This is a genomic window from Geobacillus sp. C56-T2 (assembly GCF_007829715.1).
Taxonomy (GTDB): Bacteria; Bacillota; Bacilli; order Bacillales; family Anoxybacillaceae; genus Geobacillus; species Geobacillus icigianus.
Genome location: NZ_VJWB01000001.1, coordinates 2,770,066 through 2,795,791, shown reverse-complemented (window position 1 = coordinate 2,795,791; position 25,726 = coordinate 2,770,066). Strand labels below are relative to the sequence as shown.

The 25,726-nt window shown below is 56.3% G+C and carries 24 protein-coding genes and 1 other annotated feature; of the genes, 19 read left to right on the top strand and 5 right to left on the bottom strand.

Annotated features, from left to right (window positions below; genetic code table 11):
• Window positions 1-64 precede the first annotated feature (64 nt).
• Window positions 65-288: a binding site (T-box leader), on the top strand.
• An 81-nt stretch (window positions 289-369) separates the two neighbouring features.
• The 6 genes from leuS to GC56T2_RS13865 all read left to right on the top strand — a co-directional run bounded on the left by leuS (window position 370) and on the right by GC56T2_RS13865 (window position 8,228).
• Window positions 370-2,787, top strand: a complete 2,418-nt coding sequence (gene leuS / locus GC56T2_RS13885) for a leucine--tRNA ligase (RefSeq protein ID WP_144975997.1) — start codon at window positions 370-372, stop codon at window positions 2,785-2,787.
• A 153-nt stretch (window positions 2,788-2,940) separates the two neighbouring features.
• Window positions 2,941-3,255: a rhodanese-like domain-containing protein gene (locus GC56T2_RS13880; protein WP_033020165.1), complete on the top strand. Its 315-nt coding sequence runs from the start codon at window positions 2,941-2,943 to the stop codon at window positions 3,253-3,255.
• 739 nt (window positions 3,256-3,994) lie between these two features.
• Complete coding sequence (locus GC56T2_RS13875) at window positions 3,995-5,269, top strand: helix-turn-helix domain-containing protein (RefSeq protein ID WP_144975995.1); 1,275 nt, start codon at window positions 3,995-3,997, stop codon at window positions 5,267-5,269.
• Between the two features lie 15 nt (window positions 5,270-5,284).
• Window positions 5,285-5,413 carry a hypothetical protein gene (locus GC56T2_RS18190; RefSeq protein WP_255358709.1) on the top strand — a complete coding sequence of 43 codons (129 nt, stop codon included), beginning with the start codon at window positions 5,285-5,287 and terminating at the stop codon, window positions 5,411-5,413.
• A gap of 683 nt (window positions 5,414-6,096) precedes the next feature.
• The gene (locus GC56T2_RS13870; RefSeq protein ID WP_144975993.1) at window positions 6,097-7,731 is read left to right on the top strand and encodes a M4 family metallopeptidase; all 1,635 of its coding nucleotides are present in this window, start codon (window positions 6,097-6,099) and stop codon (window positions 7,729-7,731) included.
• 317 nt (window positions 7,732-8,048) lie between these two features.
• Entirely contained in the window at window positions 8,049-8,228 is a 180-nt protein-coding gene (locus GC56T2_RS13865) for a sporulation protein Cse60 (protein WP_008880941.1), read from the top strand.
• A 315-nt stretch (window positions 8,229-8,543) separates the two neighbouring features.
• Here the strand turns inward: GC56T2_RS13865 and GC56T2_RS13860 are convergent, their stop codons facing one another.
• Window positions 8,544-9,851: a BaiN/RdsA family NAD(P)/FAD-dependent oxidoreductase gene (locus GC56T2_RS13860; RefSeq protein ID WP_144975988.1), complete on the bottom strand. Its 1,308-nt coding sequence runs from the start codon at window positions 9,849-9,851 to the stop codon at window positions 8,544-8,546.
• Between the two features lie 114 nt (window positions 9,852-9,965).
• Here GC56T2_RS13860 and GC56T2_RS13855 point away from each other — a divergent pair, with 114 nt between their 5' ends.
• Entirely contained in the window at window positions 9,966-11,600 is a 1,635-nt protein-coding gene (locus GC56T2_RS13855) for a putative polysaccharide biosynthesis protein (RefSeq protein ID WP_144975986.1), read from the top strand.
• A 210-nt stretch (window positions 11,601-11,810) separates the two neighbouring features.
• Here GC56T2_RS13855 and GC56T2_RS13850 read toward each other — a convergent pair whose 3' ends face one another.
• A complete protein-coding gene (locus GC56T2_RS13850; RefSeq protein WP_144975984.1) occupies window positions 11,811-12,020 on the bottom strand; it encodes a hypothetical protein in 210 nt (69 codons plus the stop codon).
• Window positions 12,021-12,125: 105 nt separating this feature from the next.
• Between GC56T2_RS13850 and GC56T2_RS13845 the strand changes: the two genes are divergently transcribed.
• Complete coding sequence (locus tag GC56T2_RS13845; RefSeq protein ID WP_144975982.1) at window positions 12,126-12,872, top strand: pseudouridine synthase; 747 nt, start codon at window positions 12,126-12,128, stop codon at window positions 12,870-12,872.
• Between the two features lie 206 nt (window positions 12,873-13,078).
• Here the strand turns inward: GC56T2_RS13845 and GC56T2_RS13840 are convergent, their stop codons facing one another.
• The gene (locus GC56T2_RS13840; protein WP_033020155.1) at window positions 13,079-13,300 is read right to left on the bottom strand and encodes a DeoR family transcriptional regulator; all 222 of its coding nucleotides are present in this window, start codon (window positions 13,298-13,300) and stop codon (window positions 13,079-13,081) included.
• A 677-nt stretch (window positions 13,301-13,977) separates the two neighbouring features.
• Here GC56T2_RS13840 and pepV point away from each other — a divergent pair.
• From pepV to GC56T2_RS13815, 5 genes are all read left to right on the top strand, one after another.
• On the top strand, window positions 13,978-15,393 hold the full coding sequence (gene pepV, locus GC56T2_RS13835; protein ID WP_144975980.1) for a dipeptidase PepV: 1,416 nt from the start codon (window positions 13,978-13,980) through the stop codon (window positions 15,391-15,393).
• Between the two features lie 91 nt (window positions 15,394-15,484).
• Window positions 15,485-16,693 (top strand): MFS transporter, encoded by a 1,209-nt coding sequence (locus tag GC56T2_RS13830; RefSeq protein WP_144975978.1) that lies wholly within the window; start codon window positions 15,485-15,487, stop codon window positions 16,691-16,693.
• Between the two features lie 5 nt (window positions 16,694-16,698).
• Window positions 16,699-17,277 carry an RNA 2',3'-cyclic phosphodiesterase gene (gene thpR, locus GC56T2_RS13825; RefSeq protein ID WP_144975976.1) on the top strand — a complete coding sequence of 193 codons (579 nt, stop codon included), beginning with the start codon at window positions 16,699-16,701 and terminating at the stop codon, window positions 17,275-17,277.
• Between the two features lie 13 nt (window positions 17,278-17,290).
• The gene (locus tag GC56T2_RS13820; protein ID WP_144975974.1) at window positions 17,291-18,208 is read left to right on the top strand and encodes an NERD domain-containing protein; all 918 of its coding nucleotides are present in this window, start codon (window positions 17,291-17,293) and stop codon (window positions 18,206-18,208) included.
• A gap of 227 nt (window positions 18,209-18,435) precedes the next feature.
• The gene (locus GC56T2_RS13815; RefSeq protein WP_144975972.1) at window positions 18,436-19,230 is read left to right on the top strand and encodes a phosphotransferase family protein; all 795 of its coding nucleotides are present in this window, start codon (window positions 18,436-18,438) and stop codon (window positions 19,228-19,230) included.
• A 427-nt stretch (window positions 19,231-19,657) separates the two neighbouring features.
• On the opposite strand, the gene GC56T2_RS13810 is transcribed toward GC56T2_RS13815, so the two are convergent.
• Window positions 19,658-19,927 (bottom strand): YtzH-like family protein, encoded by a 270-nt coding sequence (locus GC56T2_RS13810; protein ID WP_033844364.1) that lies wholly within the window; start codon window positions 19,925-19,927, stop codon window positions 19,658-19,660.
• A 294-nt stretch (window positions 19,928-20,221) separates the two neighbouring features.
• Between GC56T2_RS13810 and trmB the strand changes: the two genes are divergently transcribed.
• Both trmB and GC56T2_RS13800 read left to right on the top strand, forming a co-directional pair.
• A complete protein-coding gene (trmB, locus tag GC56T2_RS13805; protein WP_144975969.1) occupies window positions 20,222-20,872 on the top strand; it encodes a tRNA (guanosine(46)-N7)-methyltransferase TrmB in 651 nt (216 codons plus the stop codon).
• Window positions 20,873-21,287: 415 nt separating this feature from the next.
• Window positions 21,288-22,139, top strand: coding sequence for a YtnP family quorum-quenching lactonase (locus GC56T2_RS13800; protein ID WP_144975967.1), 852 nt, complete (start codon window positions 21,288-21,290; stop codon window positions 22,137-22,139).
• On the opposite strand, the gene GC56T2_RS13795 is transcribed toward GC56T2_RS13800, so the two are convergent.
• Window positions 22,134-22,430: a PepSY domain-containing protein gene (locus tag GC56T2_RS13795; protein WP_144975965.1), complete on the bottom strand. Its 297-nt coding sequence runs from the start codon at window positions 22,428-22,430 to the stop codon at window positions 22,134-22,136. The two genes, GC56T2_RS13800 and GC56T2_RS13795, sit on opposite strands and share 6 nt — an antisense overlap.
• 96 nt (window positions 22,431-22,526) lie before the next feature.
• Between GC56T2_RS13795 and GC56T2_RS13790 the strand changes: the two genes are divergently transcribed.
• From GC56T2_RS13790 to ytpR, 4 genes are all read left to right on the top strand, one after another.
• Window positions 22,527-23,603, top strand: coding sequence for a M42 family metallopeptidase (locus GC56T2_RS13790; protein ID WP_144975963.1), 1,077 nt, complete (start codon window positions 22,527-22,529; stop codon window positions 23,601-23,603).
• 84 nt (window positions 23,604-23,687) lie between these two features.
• Window positions 23,688-24,215, top strand: a complete 528-nt coding sequence (locus tag GC56T2_RS13785) for a DUF84 family protein (protein WP_144975961.1) — start codon at window positions 23,688-23,690, stop codon at window positions 24,213-24,215.
• A gap of 45 nt (window positions 24,216-24,260) precedes the next feature.
• Complete coding sequence (locus tag GC56T2_RS13780; protein WP_144975959.1) at window positions 24,261-25,058, top strand: DUF1444 domain-containing protein; 798 nt, start codon at window positions 24,261-24,263, stop codon at window positions 25,056-25,058.
• 18 nt (window positions 25,059-25,076) lie between these two features.
• The gene (ytpR, locus tag GC56T2_RS13775; RefSeq protein WP_144975957.1) at window positions 25,077-25,682 is read left to right on the top strand and encodes a YtpR family tRNA-binding protein; all 606 of its coding nucleotides are present in this window, start codon (window positions 25,077-25,079) and stop codon (window positions 25,680-25,682) included.
• The last annotated feature ends 44 nt before the right edge of the window (window positions 25,683-25,726 follow it).

The window sequence follows — 25,726 nt, the reverse complement described above, 5'->3', positions numbered from 1 at the left end:
CGACAAATTTTTTAAAATAATAATTAAATTTGTCATTTCGTATGTAACGAAAACGTCAATGAAGCGAACAGCGGTGAAGAGGAGCAGTAGCGGGCTTGGCGGACAGCAGAGAGTTGACGGTCGGTGCGAGTCAACCGAAGCCAGCCTGTGAACTCGCCTCGGAGTTGCCGGCGCGAACGGTGCTGCCTACTAACGTCGGCCGTGAATCTGCGTTAAGGAGCAAAGCGGGTGCGCCATGGGCGCGCCAAAAAGGGTGGTACCGCGGGAAGCGCGCCTCTCGTCCCTTTGCATGGGGATGAGAGGTTTTTTTGTACATACTTTCGTCCATGATGCAAGTAGAAGCAAAATCTTGATAGGAGGAGTGCTGCGATGAGCTTCAACCACCGGGAAATCGAAAAAAAATGGCAGGACTATTGGGAGAAAAACAAAACGTTCCGCACGCCCGATGAGGACGACAAACCGAAGTTTTACGTGCTCGACATGTTCCCGTATCCGTCTGGCGCCGGCTTGCACGTCGGCCATCCGGAAGGGTATACGGCGACCGACATTTTGGCGCGCATGAAGCGGATGCAAGGGTATAACGTCCTTCATCCGATGGGCTGGGACGCGTTCGGGCTGCCGGCCGAGCAGTATGCGCTCGATACTGGAAACGACCCGGCCGAGTTTACGCAAAAAAACATCGACAACTTCCGCCGGCAAATTAAATCGCTCGGCTTTTCGTACGACTGGGATCGCGAAATTAACACGACCGACCCGAACTATTACAAATGGACGCAATGGATTTTCTTAAAGCTGTACGAAAAAGGGCTCGCCTACATGGATGAGGTGCCGGTCAACTGGTGCCCAGCGCTCGGCACGGTGTTGGCGAACGAGGAAGTGATTAACGGCCGGAGCGAGCGCGGTGGGCATCCGGTCATCCGCAAGCCGATGCGGCAATGGATGTTGAAAATTACGGCTTATGCCGACCGGCTGCTCGAAGATTTGGAAGAGCTCGACTGGCCGGAAAGCATCAAGGAGATGCAGCGCAACTGGATCGGCCGTTCGGAAGGAGCGGAAATCGAGTTCGCCGTCGACGGCCATGACGAGACGTTCACGGTGTTTACAACGCGGCCAGATACGCTGTTTGGCGCCACGTACACCGTCTTGGCGCCCGAGCATCCGCTTGTCGAGAAAATCACCACGCCGGAGCAAAAACCGGCCGTTGCCGCCTACTTGAAAGAAGTGCAAAGCAAAAGCGACCTCGAGCGCACCGATTTGGCGAAAGAAAAGACGGGCGTGTTCACCGGCGCGTACGCCATCCATCCAGTGACTGGCGATCGGCTTCCGATTTGGATCGCCGACTACGTGTTGATGGGCTACGGCACGGGGGCGATCATGGCGGTGCCGGCGCACGATGAGCGCGACTACGAGTTTGCGAAAACGTTCGATTTGCCGATCAAAGAAGTCGTCGCTGGCGGCGATATTGAAAACGGACCGTACACCGGCGACGGGGAGCACATCCACTCCGAGTTTTTGAACGGCTTGAACAAGCAGGAAGCGAGCGAAAAAATGATCGCGTGGCTTGAGGAACACGGCAAAGGGCGGAAAAAAGTGTCGTACCGGCTGCGCGACTGGCTGTTCAGCCGCCAGCGCTACTGGGGGGAGCCGATTCCGATCATCCATTGGGAAGACGGAACGATGACGACCGTGCCGGAAGAGGAACTGCCGCTCGTCTTGCCGAAAACGGATGAAATCCGTCCGTCGGGAACGGGTGAGTCGCCGCTCGCCAACATCGACGAATGGGTTAACGTCGTCGACCCGAAAACGGGCAAAAAAGGGCGGCGCGAAACGAACACGATGCCGCAATGGGCGGGAAGCTGCTGGTATTATTTGCGCTACATCGACCCGCACAACGACAAACAGCTCGCCGATCCGGAAAAACTGAAACAATGGCTGCCGGTCGACGTTTACATCGGCGGGGCGGAGCACGCCGTCTTGCATTTGCTTTACGCCCGCTTCTGGCATAAGTTTCTCTATGACCTTGGCATCGTGCCGACGAAAGAGCCGTTCCAAAAGCTGTTTAACCAAGGGATGATTTTAGGCGAAAACAACGAAAAAATGAGCAAATCAAAAGGCAACGTCGTCAACCCGGATGATATCGTTGACAGCCATGGGGCTGACACGCTTCGGCTGTACGAAATGTTCATGGGGCCGCTTGAAGCATCGATCGCCTGGTCGACGAAAGGGCTCGACGGGGCGCGCCGCTTCCTTGACCGCGTCTGGCGGCTGTTTGTCACTGAGAGTGGGGAACTGAACCCGAACATCGTCGACGAGCCGGCGAACGACCAACTTGAGCGCGTCTATCATCAAACGGTGAAAAAAGTGACGGAAGACTACGAAGCCTTGCGCTTCAACACCGCCATTTCGCAGCTGATGGTCTTCATCAATGAAGCGTATAAGGCGGAGCAAATGAAAAAAGCATACATGGAAGGGTTCGTCAAGCTCTTGTCGCCGGTTTGCCCGCACATCGGCGAAGAACTGTGGCAAAAGCTCGGCCACACGGACACGATCGCCTATGAACCATGGCCGGCGTATGACGAAGCGAAGCTGGTCGAAGACGTCGTCGAAATTGTCATCCAAATCAACGGCAAAGTGCGAGCCAAGCTCAACGTGCCGGCGGACTTATCGAAAGAAGCGCTCGAGGAGCGGGCGCTCGCCGATGAAAAAATCAAAGAGCAGCTTGCCGGCAAAACGGTGCGCAAAGTGATCGCCGTCCCCGGCAAGCTCGTCAATATCGTCGCTAATTGATGGAAAAGCGGCCGCCCGCCTTGAGACGGCGCACGCGGCGGGAAGGAACGATCATCTGAAACTAGTTTCCGTCTAGCTAGCGCAAGCGGGGAGGAATCGACGCCTTCCCCGCTGCCTTTTGTCGAAAAAGCGAGAGAAAGGGGTCGATCTGCCATGGAAGAAATCAAGGAAATCACGCCGGCCGAAGTGAAGGAAAAACTTGAGCGCGGCGAAAAGCTGAACATTGTCGATGTGCGCGAGGATGAGGAAGTCGCCCTCGGCATGATTCCTGGGGCGAAGCATATCAAAATGGGCGACATCCCTGACCGGCTTGCGGAATTCGACCGCGATGAAGAATATATTTTCGTCTGCCGCTCCGGACGGCGGAGCGAAAACGTCTGCCGCTACTTGCAGGAGCTCGGCTATCGCGTCCGCAACATGACCGGCGGCATGCTCGAGTGGGAAGGAGAAACGGCGCCGAAGCAGTAATGGCGCCGTTTTCTACTCGGCGGAAACGCGGTTCGGCATCGCGGCTCGCGAAGGGAACAACGGGGCTGTCGGAAAAGCAGTATTACATCCCGAAATCCAAATGGCTGGTGAAAAAACAGCAATCGCCCCTAGCCCACGGCGGATGACGTGAAACGAGAAACCGATGCCACAAGGGTTCTCCATTTGAGAAACAAGGCGGTGAAGCAACCCATCCTTTTCATCACCGCCCTCCTAAATGGTTGGTGAAAAACGGTTGTTTCTCTTCGGCAATGGGGGAGCGTTTGAACGGCGCTCCTGATGCGACAGGGCTTTTCTATTTGCGAAAAGGGCTGGATAAACGGTTTGCCCCCTTAAATTACCAGATCCCTAAAAAAGCAAACCCAAAGGATGTTCGACAATCAACATTCTTTGGGTTTTCATTTTGGCCGATTTTCAACCGAAGGATCATTTTTAGGCTCCTCACCAAACGTTGTACTTCATTTTTCTTGTATCCACAAAAGAATAGGAAACAAAGCATTTTTTGCATACACCTTCACAGAAGTGCACCGTCTGGCAAGTACACGTTTTGGTGATGAACCTTTTATTTGGCATGCCAACCACCGAATGGAGGCGGTCTTCTTTATTTCATCACCGCTGCGCCGAAGAACAAATTTTTCCTTATAGTGCTAAAGGGTGATAGAAGGGAGAAGAAAGAAAAGATATAATGTTCAGTAAAAAAGACCGAAGGGGTCGATGCTGTTTGAAACTAGGCGACCGCTTGAAGCTTGCCCGGCTCATGAAAGGAATGACCCAAGAGGAGGCAGCGGAAGGAATTATCTCGGTTTCGTATTTATCGAAAATCGAAAACAATCAGGCGATGCCGGGAGAAGATGTCATTGAATTGCTGTTTCGCCGGCTCGGCATTCACCGCGGCCAAAGCGGCACAGCACCCGGATGGTTTGAATCGGTCATGGCGTGGTATAAGGCGATGACGGACAAAAACGTGGCCGCGGCAAGGGAGCAATACGATGCCGTCCGGCAACAGTGCAGCGAATCCGGAGATGCCGAGGCGATGATCTATTTTCATTTGATGCGCATTCGATATTTGCTGCTGCTGCGCGACCTGAAAGGAGCGGAAGCGGCGGCGCGGAGCGTGCGCGAATGGTACGAGGCGCTCGATGAACCGATGCGCTACTATTATTGGAAATTTTTTGGCCTGCTTTCTTATTGCCAAGAAAAATATGACGATGCTTTGCACTTCTATCAAAAAGCAGAAGCATTATTGGGGACACAAAGGAAGCCGAATTGGGAAGAAGCGGATTTGTCGTATTTGTTAGCGCTCGCATACAGCCGGCTGTGGAAAGTGTTCCAATGCATCCGCTACACGGAGCGGGCGCTTTCCCTCAGCCAAGCGGAGTATGAACTGCGGCGCGGGGCCGAATGCCATGTGCTGCTGGCGATTTGCTACCGGCGCTGCGGGGAAATCGATCAGGCGATCGACTGCTGCCTGTTGGCGCAGAAGGCGGCGCAGCTCGCCAATGATCGGCTGCTGATCGGCATCGTCGAGCACAACCTCGGCCATTTGAAGGCGATGAAAAAACAATACCGCGAGGCGGTGCAGCATTACGAGCACAGTCTCGTGTACAAGTCGGACGCTCCGCTGGCCGACCGGCTGATTACGTTCTTGGCGCTTTTGCGCGAGCATTATGCCGCGCAAAACTATCGCAAGGCGCTGTCGACCGCGGAAGAAGGATGGCAGCTCCTTGAGCAGACGGAAAACGGCATGACCGAACACTACGAATACTATTTGCATTTTTCCGTCTACCGGCTGTTGCTCGCCGGGGAAGGGGAAGAGTTCGAGCGGCTGCTGAAACACGAAGCGATTCCGTATTTTCAAAAACGAAAAGAGTATGAAGACGCCGCCCAATACGCCGGCTATTTGGCCGATTACTACGCCCGCGCCCGCCAATACAAACAGGCGGCCCACTATTACCGATTGAGCTGCGAACTGTTGCGAAGACGAACAGGCACGTGAAAGGAGGTGAAAGGCGTGAAAAAGCGGATCGTTCTGATCATCGCTTTGGCTGCCCTCGGCCTCGCTGCGGGCTTTGGCCATGGAATCGGGGTCAAGGAAGCGGCGAAAGACGAGCATCCGCCGCCGACTGTGATCGCCCGCTAAGCGGACGCTTGTTTTTGACCATGTGATGAGCAGCGGGCTGTTCTAGAAGCACGGAGCGAAAAAAGAGAGCGTTCCGTTCCTATTTCGAACGGGCGCAAAGAAGCGGTGAAAAAGGCTGTCCTAAGTTCCCGGGGGTGATCGGGAGAATACGGGCGGCCGATTTTTTTTTTGCCGTGGCTTCGAACGATTTCGCCCGTTGGGAACAGCCGGCGGCGGCGCGGCAAGGGTAACGTTCGATTCGGCGTAGGCAGCCCGAGGATGTCCCCAAAAGATCGGGCTCCCCTTTTTCGTTGCTATCTATACGTGCTGACGGCTTCTGCCGCGCGATCGATTGTGACGATCTTGAAGGCAGACAACCTTTTGGGTCAGTCCAGCTTATGAACGGGTTTTGACGGAAGCCGGCCATTCGCTGCCGACGGTGTGGACTCGGTTTCATCGCAACGAGGAAAACCGAGCATGGAGAAAGGTGAGAACAAGCAACGGTGCGGACCCGGTTTCCTCACAACCGCTCCGGACGCCTTTCTTCAGACATAGGACCCATGGCGCAGCGAAGGAAACGGAGGAAGGGGGAGGACGCGATGAATCCCGCTCGCAGGTCTTTATTTTCCCAATACTCAAAATAGACGAATTTGATTAAAATGAATGACGTAGTCAATTATCGAAACGAAAGGGGAAGAGGGGAAATGAAAAAGCGGGCGATGCTCGGGATGGTTGGATTGGCGCTCGGTCTAATCGCTACACCGGCAGGCGCGGCGCCGAAAAGCGACTCCGTAGTGTGGAGCGAATGGGAAACGCCGTCCTTTATGTCTGGAACGTTGGCGAAGGACAACGCTGTTGATCCACAAACATTAGTATACCGCTATATCGATGAACAGGCGGGAACGTTCCGCCTCGGCGGCCGGGCGGCGGAGCGGCTGGTTCTGCTCAGCAAGCAGACGGATGATCTCGGCCATACGGTCATGCGGTTTGAACAGCGGCATCGAGGCATTCCGGTGTTTGGTGCCGTCTTGGTGGCCCATGTCAAAGACGGTGCGTTGACAGCTCTCTCCGGTACGCTCATTCCGGATGTGGAGAAACACTGGAAGCGCGGAAAGACCATTTCATTGCAGGAAGCGGAAGCGATTGCCGAACGGGATGTCGCCGCTGCCATCGGGGCATCACCGGTCAAAGAGCAAGGGAAGCCGACGCGGCTTGTGATTTATCCAACTAGCGATACCGCCCATCTCGCCTATGAAGTGAACATTCGCTTTTTGGACCCGTCTCCCGGCAATTGGGTCTACCTCATTGACGCCGCCGACGGTGCGGTGTTGAATAAATGGAACGAGCTGGACGAGGCGAAGCCGGGCGGCGGGCAGACAGTGGCAGGCACGTCAACGGTCGGCACCGGGCGCGGTGTGCTCGGTGATCAGAAATACATCAATACAACGTATTCCTCGTATTACGGCTATTACTATTTGCAAGACAATACGCGCGGCAACGGCATTTTCACGTATGACGGGCGCAACCGGACGACGCTGCCCGGCAGCTTGTGGGCCGATAGCGACAACCAGTTTTTCGCCAGCTATGACGCTCCTGCAGTAGACGCACATTATTACGCCGGGGTGACATACGACTATTATAAAAACGTGCATGGCCGGCTCAGCTATGACGGCAACAACGCCGCCATCCGCTCGACCGTTCACTATGGGAGCCGCTACAACAACGCGTTTTGGAACGGATCGCAAATGGTGTATGGCGACGGCGACGGGCAAACGTTTTTGCCGTTTTCCGGCGGCATTGACGTTGTCGCCCATGAGCTGACCCACGCCGTGACCGATTACACAGCTGATCTTGTGTACCAAAATGAATCCGGTGCCATCAATGAAGCGATTTCCGATATTTTCGGGACGTTGGTCGAATTTTACGCGAACCGCAATCCGGACTGGGAAATTGGCGAAGACATTTATACGCCGGGCATTGCCGGTGATGCGCTCCGCTCTATGTCGAACCCGGCGAAATATGGGGACCCCGATCATTATTCCAAACGCTATACCGGCACACAAGATAACGGCGGCGTCCATACGAACAGCGGCATCATTAACAAAGCTGCCTATTTGCTCAGCCAAGGTGGCACGCACTACGGAGTTAGCGTCACCGGCATCGGCCGCGACAAAATGGGGAAAATCTTCTACCGTGCGCTCGTCTATTATTTAACGCCGACGTCAAACTTCAGCCAGCTGCGCGCTGCCTGCATCCAAGCGGCCGCCGATCTGTACGGTTCAGCGAGCCAAGAAGTCAGCTCGGTGAAACAGGCGTTCAATGCGGTTGGGGTGTATTAAAGACGAGTCTTGGAAAAGTGCGGAGCGTCGCGGCTCTCCGTCAAGGACGATCTCTGTGTATGAAAGACAAGTCTCAGAAAAGATCCATGGGCAGCACGATCTGCCCTCCGCCCGGGGATGAAAATCTCGCGCCAGTTCGGCATTTTCACGGAAATCAGCGGTCTGTCATAGTTAGTGAAAGAGGGTGTTCCCATTCTGCGGGAACACCCCCTTTCTATTTCCGGTCGTTTGTCGGCAGGACTATGCCGCTGTAAGGAGAAATGTTTCGTAAGCCCGCCTGGCTTGGCGCGTGCAAAGCAAAAAACGGGAGGGATAGGATGTACAAAGTTAAAGTTTTTGATAAAGAACACGAAAAAGATTTGGAAGCGGCGGTCAACGATTTTTTAGCTCGCTTAAAAGACGGGCAGCTGATTGACGTCAAATACAGCGTGGCAGCCATGGAGTCAGAAGGCGAGCAAATTTATTGCTTTTCCGCCATGGTCATTTACCGGACGTAATGGGCCGGGCCGCCCCGGCTGCAGGTGGGGCCGGAACGCCGAGTTTTTTGTAAGAAGTTTGGCGGATTTTGCCGGTCGTGTGGCAAAGCGGCCATAAACACACGCCCAGTTTTTTGTAACAGGCTTGGTGGCCCGCTTTTTGCCGGCCGTTGTCCGCTCCATCGGCGGGAAAGCGGCTGCGCCTCGTTTGGCTGTTGTCAATCAGCTGTGATTCCCATCATTCGTCGAAAACCCGTCTATCTCGACACTGCCAATCGTTTGTTTACTACCGACATGGCGCCACTTATGATGACGATTACGTCTATCTCGACACTGTCAATCGGCTGTCTGCACCGGCGATTCGCTTCGGCTGCTTTTCGCCTCTAACGCATAGCGGGCGGCGTTCATGCCGGCGAGCCGGCCGGTCACTAGGGCGGCGGTGATGTTGTAGCCGCCGGTGTAGCCGTGGATGTCCAAAATTTCGCCGCAAAAATAAAGCCCGGCCATGCGTTTGGACGCCATCGTTTGTGGTTCGATTTCTTTCACCGATACGCCGCCGCCAGTGACGAACGCTTTTTCGATGGGCAGCGTGCCGTGGACGTGAAACGTAAACTGTTTGCAGCAGCGGACGAACGCCCGCAATGCCTCATGGCTGACCGTGCCGGCGGCCGCTTGCGGGTCGATGCCGCTTCGTTCCAGCAAAAAGACGGCGTACCGCTCCGGCAGCACCGTTTTGGCGATGGTTTTCACCGCTTTTTTCGGCTCTTCTTTGCATAATTGGGCTAGGTGTTGAAACAGTTCTTCTCGCGTGACGTCCGGCAGCGCATCGATGCTCATGGCGACGGCGCCGTTCGCCGCCTTTTTCAGCGCTTTGACGACAAACTGGCTGCAGCGGAGAGCGGCGGGGCCGGAGATGCCGAAATGGGTGAACAGCATGTCCATCCGATGGGTCACGATCGGTTTGCCGTTCGGTTTTAAGACGCCAAGCACCACATCGCGCAGCGACAGGCCTTGGAGCGTCCGCGCTTGGATGAACGGTTCGTTCGATACGATCGGGACTTCGGTCGGAAACAGCTCCGTTACCGTATGACCGGCTTTTTCCGCCCAAGGATAGCCATCGCCTGTTGAGCCGGTTTGCGGCACCGATTTGCCTCCGGCGGCGACCACGACGGCGGTAGCGCCGATCGTTTCCCCGCTTTTCAGCTTGACGCCGATCGTTTTTCCCCCCTTGTACAGGATATCGCCTACCGGCGTTTCGAGCCGGATGCAGACGCCGAGCCAGTGAAGTTCGGTGATGAGCGCCTCGACGACCGATTGAGCGCTGTCGCTTTTTGGAAACATGCGGCCGTGGTCTTCTTCTTTCAGCGGCACGCCGAGCCGTTCGAAAAAGCTGATGATGTCTTCGTTGTTAAAGACGGAAAAGGCGCTGTACAAAAAGCGGCCGTTGCCGGGGATGTGGCGGATGATTTCATCGATCGGCAGCCGATTCGTCACATTGCAGCGGCCGCCGCCGGAGATGGCCAGCTTGCGCCCGAGTTTCGTCCCTTTTTCCAGCAGCAGCACGTCCGCCCCGCATTCGCCGGCCGCGATGGCTGCCATCAGCCCGGATGGACCGCCGCCGATAACGATGACGTCATGCCCCATGTTGATTCCATCCTTTCGTTTGTCCGCAGGAGACAATGTTTTTCGTTCCATTGACAACTATGATAAAATACAAATGTTGTGATTTTCAACGTCCACCGTTAGGGAAGGGATTGTATGTCAACATCGAAGCTGCTGCGCGGCGCGTTTATTTTGACCGCTGGCGTGATGATTTCCCGCCTTCTCGGCTTGTTTTACGTCATTCCGTTTTACCACCTCGTCGGCGAGCGCGGCGGGGCGCTGTATGGCTACGGCTATGTGCCGTACCAAATTTTTTTAAGCTTGGCAACGGCCGGCATACCGGTCGCTGTTTCGAAATTTGTCTCCAAATATAACGCGCTCGAGGAGTACCGGGTCGGCTATACGCTGTTCCGCTCCGGCCTTGCGCTCATGCTCGCGAGCGGGGTTGTTTCGTGGCTTGTGTTGTACGCATTGGCTCCGGTTTTGGCGCCATATGTCATTGACGCGAAAACGAACGTCAATTCGGTTGCCGATGTCACGGCCGTCATCCGCGCGGTCAGTTTCGCCCTTGTGATCGTCCCGGTGATGAGCTTGATCCGCGGTTTTTTTCAAGGGCATGAATCGATGGGGCCGACGGCGCTGTCACAAGTCATCGAGCAAGTGTTGCGCATCGCGTTTTTGCTTGGGGCTTGTTATGTCATTTTGCGTTGGTGGGACGGCTCGATCGTGACCGCTGTAAGCGCGGCGACGTTTGCCGCGTTTGTCGGGGCGGTCGGAGGGCTGGCGGTGCTGCTTGTGTATTGGTGGAAGCGGCGCGAGCATTTGCGATCGCTTTTGGAACAGAGCCGCGATCAAGTGCATGTGCCGCTGCGCGCGATGTATCGAGAGCTGCTTTTTTCTTCCATCCCGTTTGTGCTCGTCGGCTTGGCGATGTCGCTTTATCAGTTGATCGATCAATTTACGTTCAATCACGCCATGGCGGCAGCCGGGCGCGGGCACGTATCGGAACATGCGTATTCCGTGCTGAACATGTGGGCGCAAAAGCTCGTCATCATTCCGGTGACGCTGGCGACGTCGTTCAGCTCGGCGCTCATCCCGGCGATCACGAAAGCGCACGTCGAGCGAAACCGGAAGGCGATGCGGCAATATTTGAACCAGACGTTTCAAGTGCTCTTGTTTTTGACGTTGCCGGCGGTGATCGGCATGGCCGTGCTCGCCGGCCCGATGTACAGCTCGTTTTACAGCTACGACCCGCTCGGGGAGCAAGTGCTGCGCTGGTATGCGCCAACAGCGGTGCTGTTTGCTTTGTTTTCCGTCACGGCCGCCATTATGCAGGGCATCAATCAACAGCGGTTTACCGTTGTCAGCTTAGCAGCCGGGCTGTTGGTGAAAGGGGCGCTGAATACGCTGTTGATTATGAAGTGGGGGACGGTTGGCGCTGTTGTCGCAACGACAGCTGGCTATTTGGTTTCGGTGGCGCTCAATTTATGGGTGATTCATCGGTATGCTCGTTACCGCTACCGTTTTGTTCTCCGACGGGCTACTTTTATGGTCATATTGACAGCAGTGATGTCGCTCGCTGTGGCGGCCGCGGAGGCGTTGGCCGGGCAATGGCTTGACTATCGAGCCGGCAAAGGGGAGTCGGTCGTTCTTGCTGTTGTCGGAATGGCGGCAGGCGCTTCCGTCTATTTGTTTCTCAGCATTCGTTCTGGCTTGTTTGCGGCTTTGTTTGGCCGCCGTTTTGAGCGGTGGGCGTTTTGGCGCCGAAAAACGAGCGACGCCGCTTCCTAGAAAGCTGGGGAAAAACGGTTGTCGAACACCAATCGGCGGCGTTTTCATTCAAAAAAGAAAGCTGATTGTGCAAAGTTTCTCTCATTGAGAAATGGATGGAATCAGTAGTATCACTACATGACCAGCCTCCTAGAAAGTTGGGGAAAAACAGCTGATTCCGTTGAAAAAAGAAGGCGGTAGACCATCCCGCCTTCGTGTTTCCAATGCGGCTTACGAGAGGCCGAGCCGGCGCTCGATGCGGTCGAGGCGGCTTTCCACTCGGTCGAGCCGCCGGTCGAGCCGTTCGACGGCCCGCTCGAGCCGTTCGATGCGGCGCGCCCAACCGGCCAACGGCCCGCCGGGATACCCGGGCCAGAATTGGCCGGCTGGCGGTTGTTGACGATAGCTGTCAAACACCGGAACGTGGTAATATTCGTTCATGAGCAAAACCCCTTTCTGTATGTTTCCCTCATAGTGTATGGAAACAAGGCGAAAGCGGACTAGATGAACGCCCAGAGAATCCGTTTTTTTTTGGGGGGAGTTCCTGTGGATTTGCGCATTGATAAACTGCTCGCCCATATGGGATACGGGACGAGGAAGGAAGTAAAGAAGTTGCTGAAATCCGGTGCCGTGAAAGTGGACGGAGCACCGGTCCACGATGCGAAAACAAAAGTGCGACCGGAGGAGCAGACCGTGACGGTGTGGGGAGAACCGGTCGAGTATAAACCGTATATTTATTTGCTGATGAACAAACCGCCTGGTGTCATCTCGGCGACGGAAGACCCGGTCGAGGAGACGGTCATTGATTTGTTAGAGGACGAGGATCGGCGGTTTGCCCCATTTCCGGTCGGACGGCTTGACAAAGACACGGAAGGGCTTCTGCTGCTGACCAATGACGGCGCGCTCGCTCATCAGCTGCTGTCGCCAAAAAAGCACGTGCCGAAGACGTATGTGGCGATCATCGACGGTGAGGTGACGGAAGACGACGTGAAGGCGTTTCGGCGCGGTGTCGTGCTCGATGACGGCTATGAAACGAAGCCGGCCGAGCTCGTCGTGTTGAGATCGGGCCTTCGTTCGGACGTCGAGCTGACGATCACAGAAGGGAAGTTTCATCAAGTAAAGCGGATGTTTCGAGCGGTCGGCAAGCGCGTCGTCTATTTGAAGCGAGTGCGGATGGGGCCGCTTTTCCTTGATCCGGATTTGGCGGTGGGTGAATATCGTGAATTGACGGAGGAAGAGATCGAGCTGCTGAAGCAATACCGGCCGAACAGCGACGAAAAAAAAGGAACCTAGCAAGGCGGTTCCTTTTTTATGGAAAAGGAATGAATATTCGTTCGTCAGGACTTGCTTCTCTCATCTTGCCTCATCCCGCAGGCCGGCAGTCAGGCGGACAAGGAGTGCAGGCGAGAAGGCGGCTTGGGCCGTCCGTTTTTCCTCGCCATTTCCGCTCTGTTCGGGCCAGAAGCGGCGCGTTTGCCAGCCTTTTTGGCACCAACAGATCAAGAGGAAATGCGCACTTTTTTGTTGGTGGTCGTCCATTTGCCCTTGCTCGGGCTGCGAACGAGATCATTGTACATAAGCACGTTTAAGTCGCGCTGAATCGTTCTTGGGGTGGTGCCGAACTCCTCAACCAGTTCCTGGGTCGTCACCGTTCCTTTTTCACTAATGTACATATACACGGATTTGATCCGGGTAAGCATCCGGTGTGTGGAAGGTTTCAAAAGACCACTCCCTATCTTAGCATCATTCGCATGGCACAACCGACAGCTGGCAGATGAGAGATGTCTTTCTCTGTTTGTTACCATTGTACACGAAACGGCTGGAAAAATGCTACCCGTTTGCCCGTATTCACGAAAAATTTAAACTTTTTGTTGCCGAATCGAAAACAAATGGTGACAAACGAAACATTTTGACTTCTTTTTTTTGATATGGTACGTTGACAACAGATGGAAAACCACGATGATGCCAGACCGAAGACGACTGGAAGATCGTTCGGATCCGAAGGCGAGGAAGCGATCCGGCTTGGCCGGTTTTTCCCGCGGTTGTCGACGGAGAAACGAGGTGAGCTGGCGGCGCTCTTGGCCGGCAGATCGTGTTTGAATGGCTCATTGAAGGCCGGTGATTGACTCGCGCAACCGCTTGCCGGAACTGTTTTTTAAGTCGAAAAAGCTTGTTGCATCAGCCTCTATGTTTGCGCGTTCCATCATCGATCAAGGCAAGCAGCGATTTTTTACTAACCTTATAGAGGGCTCTTGAAAAACGGTTGTTTCTTTTGAGCAATGGGGGAGCGTTTGAAAGACGATCCCGATGCGACAAGGCTTTTCTATTTGAGAAACAGGCTTGATAAGCGACTTGCTCCCTTAAATCACCGGCCTCATAGGACTGGAGGGAGAAGGGAATGACGGTAAACATCGATTGGTTCGAAGAGGCGCGGAAGCGGAAGGATGAGCTAGTTCGCGAGCTGCAAGCTCTCGTCCGCATCCCGAGCGTTCGCGATGACCGCAGCGCGGGTCCGGGCGCGCCGTTTGGCCTGAAGGTGGCTGAAGCGCTTGACTATTTGCTCCGCCGCGGTCGCGAAGAAGGATTTCGCGTGAAAAATGTCGATGGATTCGCCGGGCATTTGGAGATGGGGAGCGGGGAGGCGCTCATTGGCGTGCTCGGTCATATCGATGTTGTGCCGGCGGGTGACGGCTGGACCGTTGACCCGTTTGCCGCCGAGGTCAAAAACGGTCGCCTTTACGGGCGGGGGGCGATCGATGACAAAGGCCCGACGGTGGCGGCGTTTTACGCGATGAAAATCGTCAAAGAGCTCGGGTTGCCGTTGAACAAGCGGGTGCGCCTTATCATCGGGGGCGACGAAGAGAGCGAGTGGCGGTGCGTCCGCCATTATTTCGAGCATGAAGAAATGCCGGACATCGGGTTTGTGCCTGATGCCGATTTTCCGATTATCCATGCGGAAAAAGGAATCATTGACGCCGATTTGATCTACCGGCCGGACGGCGAGAAAGAGGGGGAAGGGGCGACGCTTGTCTCGTTTCAAGCCGGCCGCCGCTATAATATGGTGCCTGATGCGGCCGAGGCCGTCATGAAAGGGGCGAAGGGGGCGGACGAATGGATCCGCCGGTATGAAGCGTTTTGCCGGGCGCGCGGGCTAAACGGCACGGCGAGCCGGGCGGACGAAACGGTGACGCTGGCGCTTGAAGGAGTGTCGGCCCATGGAGCGGAGCCGGAGAAAGGAACAAACGCCGGTGTGGCGTTGATGGAGTTTTTGGCGCTTCTTCCGCTTGATGGCCGCAGCCGCCCGTTTGTCGAGTTTGTTGCAGCGGCCTTTGCCGGCGATACGCGCGGCCGGCGGCTCGGCCTTGCCTATCGCGATGAGGCGAGCGGCGAGTTGACCGTGAACGTTGGTTTGCTGTCGTATGACCGCGAGCGCGGCGGAACCGTCGGTCTGAATATTCGCTATCCGGTGACGGCGGATGGCGAGTCGATCCGGCGCACGCTTTCCGACGAAGCGTCTCGATCCGGCTTGACGCTTGGCCGGTTTTCCGATACGAAGCCGCATTACGTTGAGCCCGATCAAGAGTGGATTCGCACGCTGCAGCGCGTCTATGAGGAGCAGACCGGCGAGCCGGCTCGCCTATTGGCCATCGGCGGGGGAACGTATGCCCGCGCGCTCAATGCCGGCGTAGCGTTTGGCGCATTGTTTCCCGGTCGGCCCGATGTCGCCCATCAAAAAGATGAATACATCGACATAGACGATGTAATCAAAGCGACCGCCATTTATGCGCAAGCGATTTATGAATTGGCGCGATAGCCATCTCGGCTCGGCCCTCGCGACACGAGGGCGGCAAACGTTTGTGAAAAACGTGTTTTCTCGGCTTTTCATTAAAAAGGGCGGTGACGACATGGCACATGATGTTCTTGAGCATTGTTTCTCCAATCGAAAAGCTCTGAAGCATGCGGCGGAGCGAAAATCGATGTTCCCGCTCTTTTATTTCTTGATTTTTTTCGCGTTTGGCGCATTGTTTCCGCTGTTGTCCCTCTATTTGCAGGAAGAGGCGCGCTTGGCGGGGACGGCGATCGGCTGGATCATGTCGCTCCCCCCGATTGTGACGATGGCGGCGCAGCCGCTGTGGGGGATGGCCGCCGACTATACGCGCAAGCCGGTCGGGTTGCTGATGATGGCGCTTGGGCTGGCGGCGCTGTTCGGATGGCTGTATTCGTTCGCCGATGGGTATCGGGCGTTTGTGGTGCTGACCGTCCTTCTTTCAGCGGCGCAAAGCGCCATCGTGCCGCTTTCCGACAGCATTGCTCTTGAGCATGTGCGGACGCGAGGGGGAAACTACGGTGCGATTCGGCTTTGGGGGTCGCTCGGATTCGCCGCAGCGGTTCTTTTGTCCGGTTGGTTGTCCGAGCGTTTCGGATTCGCCGCCATCTTTTACGCATTTTCGGCGATGCTGTTGGCGGCGGCCGCGTTGGCTGCCCGGCTGCCGCGCTCGCAGGCGGCGCCGACGGGGCGGCTGACAGGGCGCGCCATCGGCGGGTTGCTGTCGATTCGCCCGTTTCGTTTGTTGTTGGTGGCTGTCTTTTTGCTGTTCGGCCCGATTTTGGCCAACAACTCATATTTCGGGCTGCTCATTCATGAGCTCGGGGGAACGCTCACCGGCATCGGGGTTGCTTTTTTGCTCGCGGCTGGCAGCGAGGCGCCGTTTATGAAAGCGGCCGACCGCCTCATTCTCCGCTTCGGCATGGCCCGTCTGTTGCTGTTTGCGGCGTTCGTGTCGGCTGCCCGCTGGTGGCTGTATGTCGCCGATCCCCCCCTTTGGCTTGTGTATATGACGGCAGTGGTTCAGGGGTGTTCGGTTGGACTGGCGATTCCAACCGCGCTCCAGTGGGCGCGCCGCTTGGCACCGGAGCCCGTGCAGGCGACGGCTGTGGCGCTGTACTCGGCAGTCAGCAACGGCTTGGGCGCGTGGTTTTGCACGCTGGTGGGCGGTTATTTGCTCGAGCGCTGGGGGATGGGCGCCGTCTATTCGTTTTTTGGTATCTGTACGCTCGCTGGCGCCGCGGTGCTTTTGGCGCTTAGAAAACGAGAGGATCAAATGGGCAGGTGAACAGATTGAAACGGACTCATTATTTTATCGCGGTTCCATTGACGGATGAGGCAAAGCAAGCCATGGCTCGCTTTGCGGATCAGGCGGCGCCATCGCTGCCGTTCCGAACATGGGTGCACGAAAAAGACTACCATATTACTCTCGCTTTTTTGGGCGATGTGCCGCCGGATCAGATGGCGCCGCTTTCTGAGGCGTTGGCGGCAACGGCCGCCCACCATGCCCCGTTTTCTCTTCAGCTCGCTAGGTTAGGGACGTTTGGGGAGCGGAAGGCGCCGCGCGTTTTTTGGCAAGGCGTCATCGAAAGCGAACCGCTGCGCGCGCTGCAGCGCGATGTGTACGAAGCGTGCGTCCGCCTTGGCTTTTCCCTCGATCGGCGCCCGTTTGCCCCGCATATTACGATCGCCCGCCGCTGGCAAGGGGAAGAGCCGTTTGCGCCGGACTGTCTTCGCTCATTGGCGCCCGCTTCGGCGACGTTTTCTGTGCCCGAAATCGTGCTGTATCGGACGAATATGGAGCGGACGCCGAAGTATGAAGCGATGGCCGCGTTCCCGCTGCTTGGGACGCCGACGGCCAGCAAGCGGTAGGAGGAAGGCGGCCATGGCACAGCTCATCAAGCTGCGGGATTGTATTTCTCGCTATGAAACGGACATTTATCATTATGTGCCGGAATTCATCCGCTTGAAAAGGCGGCAGTGGGAGCGGGCGAAGGCGCGATGGGAGGCGGAGCGCGACGGCGGAGCGAGGACAGACGGTGCGGCAGAAATGGAAGAAGATTGGCTTGATCAGCCGTCATGGTGGGAGCGGCTGTTTCGGCGGCGGCGCGCTGATGAGGCCGCGGACGAGCCGCCGACAGCGCCGCCGGGAGCGGCGACATTGGATGAATTGAAGCGGCAGTTTCTTGAGGAGATGTTCGCACTGCAACTTCGTTGGGCGAGTTCAACGGTCGGGCATGCTTCGTCTTTCGATGAGTCGCTATACAGCGATGAAACGCTGAAATATTTGTTGCAGCGGTTTCCAGACACGCATTTATGTTTTTATCGACCGGTCGCCATCGTTGGGCGGGCGGCGGTGGAATTGGACACGGTGGTGGTGACGCCGACGGCCGCTTGGTGCCTCGTCTTCGCTGAAGGAGCGCGTGACAACATCATCATCGCCTCGACCGGGCGCTTTTGGGTCGAGCGAGCTGGAGCGGTTGAGCGGAAGCGGGTCAGTCCGGTGGCGTCGCTGCGACGAACGGTTCGGGTCGTGGCCGATATTTTTGAAAAAGAAGGGATCGATTGGCCGCTTCACCCGGTGCTCCTCAACCGGTATGGCTATATCGACAGCGGCGGTTTGTTTCCGTTCGTTCACTATATTGATAAGCGAAATTATGATGAATGGTTTTCCCGGCTGCGCCGTTCTCCGCTTCCGCTTCGCCATGGGCAGCTGAAGGCAGCGGCTGCGTTGCTTCGCCATTGCGCCAGTTTTTACGATGAGCGGCTTGCCTGGGCGGATAGCGAGGAAGGCGGACCATGAGCGATGAAAGCGCGCCCGACGTATTTGAGGCACCGGTGGTTCGCTCGGAAGTTGGCAGTTTTCGGCATGGAGGCGGGCACGAAAAATGTTTGCATGCCGGGGCGGTATTTCAGTATAATACAAGTAAAATGAACGGCAGAAGGACGCGGCATGGCCGTCCTTTTTATTTGTGCGCAAGAAGCAAACGGACACGTTTTTCTATTTTTTAAGTCGCAGGTGAACAAGCTTTGGAACAGTTATTAGGTAAGGAGTGGGAGATCACTCCGGCTGGCGGCGCCACAGGGGATGCGTATTTTGCCGAGTATGAAGGGAAAAAGCTGTTTTTGAAGCGGAACTCTTCGCCGTTTCTTGCCGTTTTGTCGGCGGAAGGGATCGTTCCGAAGCTCGTCTGGACAAAACGGTTGGAAAACGGCGATGTGTTTACGGCTCAACAATGGCTAAACGGCCGGGAGCTCAAGCCGTGCGAGATGGGGAGCGACCAAGTGGCGGCGCTGCTCCGAAAAATTCATACGTCCAAGGAACTGGCGGCCATGCTCATGCGGCTTGGCAAGTCTCCGCTGCCCCCGAGCGGCCTGCTGGCTGCGCTGGAACGGCAGCAGCAACGCCAGCCGAGCGAGGACCGTTCGGTTCGAAAAGCGCTGGACTGGCTCGAACAGCGCGTTTTGTCGCTGCCTGACGATCAGCGTGCCGTTTGCCATTGCGACATCAACCATAACAATTGGCTGTTGGCTGATGACGGCACGTTGTATTTGATCGATTGGGATGGCGCGGTCATCGGCGATCCGGCGATTGACATCGGCATGCTGCTTTATTTATATATTCCGCGCGCTAGGTGGAACGCATGGCTTGACCGTTATGGGCTGGCGTGGAGCGAGGGGCTTGCCCATCGAATCAAATGGTACACGCTTGCTCACGCGCTTCATTCGCTGTTTTGGCCGAAGGGAAAAGACCGAGACAAAGAGCGGGAGCAGTCGCTTCATTTAGTGAAACGGGTGCTGGCTGGCGACGAAGCGGAGCCATAAGCGAAAGAGGTCGCCCGTGGCGAGGATTGTCCGAGATGGCCCGGATCAACGGAGCGAGCCGTAAGCGAAAGGCGGTGATCGGCGGCTTCCTCGCCCCTTTGGCGCCCGGCGAGCGCGGATGGGCCCGGAACTTAGGAAACGTACGGACCCGTTGTCTAGAAGGCTGGTGACTTAGGGGCAATACCGCTTTCCAACATTGTTTCTCAAACAACGCTACCCTTTCACCCTTGGAATTTTTAACCAATCGAGCGAATCGGTTGTTTTTCACCAGCCTTCTAGTTCTTGGCCACGCGGTCGCCCGCCGGGAGGGCGCTGGCGCGAGGGAACGAAGAAACGCGGGGCCGAAACAGGCTCGCCGCCTAGCTCCGCTGGGCAAAAAAAATCGATCCGGCCCAAGCCGGTCGATTAGCGGCCGAGCAGAGCCGGGTTACGACAGTTGGTCCACCCAGTCAGCCAGCTCGCGTTGGTGCGCGCTAATGTGGGCGTTCAGATCGGCGGTGAATTTCCCGCCTTGTCCGTACGCATAAATGTTCGGCAGAATGTCCTTGACATTTGCGCTCACTTCGTTGTTCGCAAGCAGCGACTTGACAAGCCGTTCGATTTGCTCGCATTCGGCCACCGTTCCGCAGCAATCGAGTTGATGTTCCGACAAAATGTCGCGGAGGATGGTCAATTGGTGGGTGTGGTCGAGCGGCATGTCGGTCACCATCCTTTCACAAAATGGGTACGGTTGTAGCATGCCCCGGCGGTGCGCCGTTTATAAGAGAGCGAGCGAGAAAACCCACTTTTTTCGATGGGGAATGAAAGCGAGCGCAACGATCTAACCCGATGGGACGGGCGATGACACACCTTTTCACTCGGGCGTTGTCCGAACCAGAAATGGATGAGGGCGCGAACGATCTAGGATGAAATCACGAGTCTTTTGGGCTGTTTGCTTCTTTGACTGCCACTCCTTCAAGGCAACAAATCGAACATGAGTAGAGGTGTCCATATGCGTTTGCGCAACAAACCATGGGCGAAAGACAAAATCGCCGCTTATCCGCAACATGTCATCCCTGATCCGGAAGCCCAGCGCGGGCGCTGGCGCGAGCTGTTTGGCAACGACGGGCCGATTCATGTAGAGATCGGCACGGGGAAAGGGAAGTTTCTCACCGAAATGGGCCGTCTTCACCCCGATATGAATTTTATCGGCATTGAGCTGTACCCGAGCGTGCTCGTGTCCGCGCTTGACAAGCTGATCGAAAGCGGGCTTCCGAACGTCAAGCTGCTCAATGCGAACGCCAAAGACCTCACCGCCTTTTTCGCCGAAGGAGAAGTCGCCCGCATTTATTTGAACTTTTCCGATCCGTGGCCGAAAAAGCGGCACGAAAAGCGGCGTCTGACGCATCGAGGTTTTTTGTCGCTCTATGAGCGCGTTTTGGCAGAAGACGGAGACATCCATTTGAAAACGGACAATCAGTCGTTTTTTGAATACTCGCTTGTCAGCTTGTCCCAATACGGATTTGTGCTTGCCGCCGTTCAGCTCGATTTGCATCGGAGCGATGTCGTCGGCAACGTCATGACGGAGTACGAGGAAAAATTTTCCTTAAAAGGGAACCGCATTTATCGCTGCGAGGCGGTGCGCCCGCCTAGGCGGCCATGATCGGCGCTGGCCGAGAAAGGGGACTGCTTTTAACCTAACGGAAGTAGCGGACCAGCGCGGCGGCCGGAGAGGACGGATGGGTGACCGCCTGCTTTTAACCTAATGGAAGAAGCGGTCTCGCGCTTCTTGGTTAAGGCCGCCGATTCAGCCTGCTTTTAACTTACCTAACGGAAGAAGTCTCCCACTTCAAAACAAAGTGAAAAGAGGAGATGAATTCCGGTTCCATCTCAAAAAGGAAGGTCGGCTCCCTTCAATCACCAGCCTTTTAACCGTCCGCGTAGGCGGTGGGAGTATGTCACGACATAACAACCAGCAAGCACATATAGACGAGAGAGGGCGCTCTTTTTGCATCCCTCTCTTTTTGATTTCCACCCGATGAAGAAAATGGTACACTAAAGAAAGGGGGGAGAGGAGCATGGAGCAATTGACAGTCGGACAAGTGACATTAACATGGTTAAACGGAGGCGTCACACATCTTGACGGCGGGGCGATGTTCGGCGTTGTGCCGAAGCCGCTTTGGTCGAAAAAATATCCGCCCAATGCCAACAATCAAATTGAGCTGCGCACCGACCCGATTTTGGTCGAGGCCAGCGGCAAGCGGTTGCTCATTGAGTCCGGCATCGGCAACGGCAAGCTGACTGAGAAGCAAAAGCGCAATTTCGGCGTCACCGAGGAATCGGCGCTCGACGACTCGCTCGCCGCCCTTGGGTTGACGCGCAACGACATTGATGTTGTTCTCATGACCCACCTTCATTTCGATCATGCGTGCGGGCTGACGGTTTGGGAAGACGGCCGGCTCGTACCGGCGTTTCCGCGCGCGGCCATCATCACTTCGGAGGTCGAGTGGGAAGAGATGCGCCAGCCCAACATTCGCTCGCGCAACACGTATTGGAAAGAAAATTGGGAACCGATCGCCGACCAAGTCGTGCCGTTTGCGAAAGAAACGGAAGTCGTCTCCGGCATTCGCCTCATACATACCGGCGGGCATAGCGCCGGCCATGCGATCATCTTGATCGAATCGGAGGGGGAAATGGCGATCCATCTCGGCGATTTGCTCGGCACGCACGCCCATCAAAACGTCCTTTGGGTGATGGCGTATGACGATTACCCGATGGATTCGATTTTCGCCAAACAGCGGTGGCTTCCGTACGGCATCGAGCGGAACGCGTGGTTTACGTTTTACCACGATGCCTATTACCGGGCGGTCAAATGGGGGGAGGACGGCGCGATCGCGGAACAGGTGAAGCGCAACCGGCCGTCGCTATAACGGCCGCGTGTCAACGATGGCGCCGGTGTACGCGTTCACCCAAAACTCGTCATCCCCGTCATCGCGGCAAAGGCCGCCGCGGTAGACGGTGTACGTCAACCCGTTTTTTTCATAGCGCTCGGGATGGGTTTGAATCCAAGAGCCGCGAATCGGGTGCGCCCCGCCGAGCGCTTGTTTTGCCAGCTTCAGCGCGCGTTCGGGCGAAAGAAGCGCAGGGCGGCCGGAAGCGCGCGCCATGTACAGCGCCGCGGCACCGACGGCGGCGCCAACGAGCCATTTTTTCCAAGCCATGTGCACATTCCTCCTTTTGCTTTGCTATCGTTTAGTATAGCCGATGTTGGCGAACGATGTAAGCAAAGCGGAAGGGAAAAAGAAAGGAGAACGGTGATGAACGAAGAAACACGGCAACTGTTTCAAACGCTGACCGAACTGCCGGGAGCGCCGGGCCATGAACACGCGGTGCGGCAGTTTATGCGCAACGAGCTCGCCAAATACGCGGATGAAATCATTCAAGATCGCCTCGGCAGCATTTTCGGCGTCAAGCGCGGCGACGAGACGGGCCCAACGGTGATGGTCGCCGGCCATATGGACGAGGTCGGGTTTATGGTCACGGCGATTACCGACAACGGCATGATCCGCTTTCAAACACTCGGCGGCTGGTGGAATCAAGTGCTGCTCGCCCAGCGCGTGCAAATTATCACGAATGACGGGCCGGTCGTCGGTGTCATCGGCTCGATTCCGCCGCACTTGCTCGATGACGAGCAGCGGAATAAACCGATGGAAATCAAACAGATGCTCATCGACATCGGCGCGGAAAGCCGTGAGGACGCCGAGCGGATCGGCATTCGTCCGGGGCAGCCGATCGTGCCGGTCAGCCCGTTCACGGTGCTGGCAAACGGGAAAACGGTGATGGCGAAAGCGTGGGACAACCGGTTCGGCTGCGGGCTCGCCATAGAGCTGTTAAAAGAGCTGAAAGAGGAAACGGTGCCGAACGTGTTGTATGCCGGCGCCACGGTCCAAGAGGAAGTCGGGCTGCGCGGGGCGCAGACGGCGGCAACGATGATCGATCCGGACATCTTTTTTGCCCTTGAGGCGAGCCCGGCAAACGACATGTCCGGCGACAAACAGGCGTTTGGCCAGATCGGCAAAGGAGCGCTCGTCCGTTTGTACGACCGGACAATGGTGACGCACCGCGGCATGCGCGAGTTCGTGCTCGATACGGCGGAAACGATTGGCGTTCCGTATCAGTTTTTCATCTCCCCAGGCGGAGGAACGGACGCCGGACGGGTTCATATCGCCAACCGCGGGGTGCCGTCGGCGGTGATCGGCCTTTGCGCCCGTTATATTCACACGCATGCCGCGATCATTCACATCGATGATTATGCGGCGGCGAAAGCGCTCATCGTTGAGCTTGTCAAACGGTGCGACCGGGCAACTGTTGAAGCGATCCGGGCCAACAGCTAAACAAAAACGAATGACGGCAAAGAGGCAAAACAGATCAGGGGGAGAAGCATCGGCTTCTCCTTTTCCATGCCAGGAGGATGAGTAATGAAGAAAATTGCGGTCGGAACGAAGAACGAAGCGAAAATCGCCGCCGTCCGCGCGGTGTTCGGGGAGACGGATCGCATCATTCCGCTTGAGGTGCCCTCAGGCGTCTCCGCTCAGCCGCTTTCGGACGAAGAAACGCGGCGTGGCGCGATCGAGCGCGCCAAGCGGGCGCTGGAAGCGATAGAGGCGGACATCGGCATCGGGCTTGAGGGCGGTGTGATGAACATCGACGGGCAATGGTGGCTTTGCAACTGGGGAGCGCTCGTTGACCGAAACGGCGTGACGGTCGCGGCCGGCGGCGCGCGCCTCGCCTTGCCGCCGGAGATCGGCGCCGGGCTTGAGGCGGGGCGCGAGCTCGGCGAACTGATGGAGGAGTATACAGGGCGGCGGAATATCCGCACAAAGGAAGGGGCGGTCGGCGTATTTACGAACGGACGCATCGACCGCGCGGCGATGTTTTCCCATATCGTCGCGCTGTTGGCTGGCCAATACGAATTTTTTTGTCAAAACGGTCCGTTCACGGTATGATAAAGGAGAATCGCTGGCGCCGCCATAAAACAAGGAGGCAGACGGATGAACAGCCGGCAAATGTATGAAATGATCAAGGAACGTCTCGCAACTTATCCGCACTGGACGTTCCACTTTGATGCCCAACAAGACACGATGCGCATCGAAGACCGCCGCACGAAAAAAGGGGTGACGATCTCGCTTCCCGGCGTGATCGCCAAGTGGCACGAACAAAAAGACGAAGCGGTGCGCGAAGTCATTTATTACGTGGAAGAAACGTTGAAAACGATGGAGGAAGCGGCAACGCTTTCCGGAAACGAACGGAACATTTATCCCGTCATTCGCTCGACGTCGTTTCCGACGGAAACGAAAGAAGGCGTTCCGCTTTTATATGACGATCATACGGCGGAAACGCGCGTTTACTACGCGCTTGATCGAGGGAAAACGTACCGTTTGATTGACGAACGAATGATTGAGAGCGAGCGATGGAGCCGCGACCGGGTGAAAGAGATCGCTCGTTTTAACGTTCGCTCGCTGCCGACGCCGGTCAAAGAAGACCGCGTCGCCGGCAACGTGTTTTATTTTGTCAACACGAACGACGGCTATGACGCGAGCCGAATTCTAAACGATGCGTTTTTGGCCGAAATGCACAAGCGCATCGAAGGAACGATGGCGTTGGCCGTTCCGCATCAAGACGTGCTCATTCTTGCCGATTTGCGCAATGAGATCGGCTACGATGTGCTCGCGCAAATGACGATGAGCTTTTTTGCCGGCGGCCGCGTGCCGGTCACGGCGCTGTCGTTTTTATACGAAAACGGCAAACTCGAACCGATTTTCATTTTAGGAAAAAAACGGAGAACGTAAATAAGGAGGAGTCCAGCGATGAACGTGTTCTACAACCGCGAAGGGATCGGCGATGTGCTGCTCGTATCGCTAAAGCCGACGGCTGACGAGGAGCGGGCGTTTACGAAACAAGGAGACGTCGTCCGCATCGTTTCTGAGCGCACCGGCGAGACGGTCGGCTATAATATTTTTTCCGCTTCTTCCTACTATCCGTTTTCAGGAAACGGCCCGCTGGAAGTGAACGAGGAACTCGTCGGCATCATCAATGATATTTTGGCGAAAAACGGCTGTGATGACCAGATTGACGCGGACTTGTCGCCGAAATTCGTCGTCGGGCATGTGAAGGAAAAAGCGAAGCATCCGAACGCTGACAAGTTGAGCGTCTGCCAAGTCGATGTCGGCGATGAGGTGCTGCAAATCGTCTGCGGGGCGCCGAACGTTGCCGAAGGGCAAAAAGTCGTCGTCGCGAAAATCGGCGCGGTCATGCCAAGCGGTCTCGTCATTCAAGAAAGCGAGCTGCGCGGCGTCCGGTCATCGGGCATGATTTGCTCGGCGCGTGAGCTCGGATTGCCGAACGCTCCGCAGGAAAAAGGCATTTTGGTGCTTTCCGACGAGTACGAAGTCGGTCAACCGTTTCGTTTTTAGCAGGCGGCGAACGAACGTCACTGGAAGTTCCGGTGGCGTTTTTT